Source organism: Polaribacter sp. 11A2H (assembly GCF_011379025.1).
Classification (GTDB): domain Bacteria; phylum Bacteroidota; class Bacteroidia; order Flavobacteriales; family Flavobacteriaceae; genus Polaribacter.
In genome coordinates, this window is sequence record NZ_WTLD01000032.1 from 1 (window position 1) to 2,322 (window position 2,322).

The following is a 2,322-nucleotide window of genomic DNA, read 5'->3' on the forward strand; positions in this document are numbered from 1 at the left end:
AAAAGTAGAATGTTTATTTAAATAACTTTTGATCTTAAATTATACTTTCAGCCAGTTTTTGCTAACGTTGTTGTGTAATGAAAGTTGCGATTTTTGTGAACGGCTATTTTCCGTAGGAAAATTGTTGTTTGCAAAAATGCAACTGCTTTTAGTAAAGCACTAATTTAGCAATTTTTTTTACACGGTGTTAGGCAACGTTTTTTTATTCGTTCATTATATTTTCCAACTCACTTTTTTTTCCTTTATAAGTTTCAAAAAATTCAGTTGGTTCATTTGCAATTAATTTTACTCTTTCTTCGTGGTCGTGATTCAGACGATATATTTTTCCCTTTTTGTCTACTGCAATATAATTTCCGTCTTCCATATCCAGAATTGTATAGAACAATTTTTCGTTCAATTCAATTTCAAAAGTATAATTCAATTCCAAAGATTTGATTTGTTCCGCTGTTAGGTTTTTCAGGATTTTTTCAGCAATTTTTTTGTCAGGGTTTTCCATTTTCAGATGCTCAAGCTTGATTTCCCATTTCTTTATTTGGTTTAAGTCAAATGTTCTGTGAAAATATTCAGGGTTTTCAATTTCTATTTGAGTTAATTCGTCTGATTGATAATATAATTTAATAGGTTTATAAATGTTTTCCTTTTTATTAAATACAGAAATTCCAGTTAGATTAAAACTTGTTTTATGATTCCTATTTATTATTTCAAAATTTTTGGGTGTATATCCTCTTGAAACATAAATTCCTTTCGGATTATAAACAAAATTAATTCCATAGACTTTGGAAAGACTAATTGCTTTTTTTAATTGAGGCAATTCAGATTCCAATAGTTCAGCAATTTTTTGTCCAAATTGTTCTATATGTTTCTGTTTTGTTTTTCGATTAAAAATATTCATTTCTTATGTTGCCTAACGTTGTTGTATAAGCTTTGTTGCGTTGTTTAAGCAGTGAATTTAATAAATAAAACACGAACGGCGAAATTCCGGAGGAATTTCCCAAGTGAGCCAAAACCAGCAATAAAGTTTATACGGTGTTGGCAGTAGTAATTCTTTTTTTACTAATCAATGTTCCAATAATTATCTGCATCTCCTTCAAATATTGAGTCAATTTCTTGGTCGCTATAACCAGCATAATCTTGTGCGTGTGAACCATTATAATCCTCAAAAGTCTGTCTTTCATAAAATTCATTATGACCTGATTCATCAAGATTTGATTTATTCGGGTTGTGTTTTTCAATCGTAAATTTCGTATAATAACCTAATTTAGCGATAACAAGTTCTTTTGTGAAATCAAGACTTATTTGATTGTCTTTTTTAATCTCTTCTATTAATTCTTTTTTTGAAATAACAGCAAATCTATTTAGGTTGTCCCAATGTTTAAAAAAATCAGTTCCTTCTCCGTTAATATTTTTTAGAGTATTAAATTCAAATTGTGTAATTCCTAAAACTTCTTTTATTTTACTGATTTTACAATCATTAATCTGTTCTAAATCAAATTGTTTAATATCTTTCTCTTGATAAAAAACTGTATTTTTAAAATTATCGTAAAGATATTTGTCTATTAAAGTTGAGATATTTCCGAAATTTCTTCTATTAATTTCACTAATAATTTTTCTAACTAAATTTTTATCTGAAAGTTCCGAAAAGAAGAAGTTTAAACTTTTAAACCTATTTAATTCAACTGCTGATTTTAGTGCAATTAATGTATGTATATCTTTCATATTTTTTTAAATTAAAAAGGTAAACCTAATTCGTATTCTTCTTTAAACTTGATATGACAGGCTTTATAATTTTTGTCATTCTCTTTGTTTAAATTAGTTTCTAAAGTATTAATTGCAACGCATTGTTCCAAATTTCTTCTTTTAATTAACTCTTCTTCAGATTGAACCAAATAGACATTTTTTTTACAATCCATACAGAATTTTGTATTATGATTTTCTGTTTGTACTAAATCGTCCCAAATTTTGGAACAAGGATTTATGAAAATTAATTTTGAAATTTTTTCTTTATAGTTATTAAGTAAATTCAGTAAATTAATTTTGTTTCCATTATTTAATTCCTCTTTAATTTTTTCGATTTCCTTTTCTTTCGATTCAGTTTCGATAAAAAATTCATTTAGCAATTCAATTATTTCGACTTGATTTATTTCTGTTGCTAATAAATACCCTTTTACTATGTTAATTTTTTTTAAGATTTGAAAGTTCTTATTTTTTTTCATAGTTTTATTTAGAGTTCGAGTTTTTTATTACTGCCAACGTTGTTGTATAAGCTTTGTTGCGTTGTTTAAGCAGTGAATTTAGTAAATAAAACACGAACGGCGAAATTCC

At 26.4% G+C, this 2,322-nt stretch carries 3 protein-coding genes; all 3 read right to left on the bottom strand.

Going from position 1 to position 2,322, the window contains the following annotated elements; genetic code table 11:
- Positions 1 to 202: 202 nt before the first annotated feature.
- Positions 203 to 892 (bottom strand): hypothetical protein, encoded by a 690-nt coding sequence (locus GQS58_RS16750; protein ID WP_166388031.1) that lies wholly within the window; start codon positions 890 to 892, stop codon positions 203 to 205.
- Positions 893 to 1,053: 161 nt separating this feature from the next.
- On the bottom strand, positions 1,054 to 1,716 hold the full coding sequence (locus GQS58_RS16755) for a hypothetical protein (protein ID WP_166388033.1): 663 nt from the start codon (positions 1,714 to 1,716) through the stop codon (positions 1,054 to 1,056).
- 11 nt (positions 1,717 to 1,727) lie between these two features.
- Positions 1,728 to 2,213 (bottom strand): hypothetical protein, encoded by a 486-nt coding sequence (locus GQS58_RS16760; RefSeq protein WP_166388035.1) that lies wholly within the window; start codon positions 2,211 to 2,213, stop codon positions 1,728 to 1,730.
- Positions 2,214 to 2,322 lie beyond the last annotated feature (109 nt).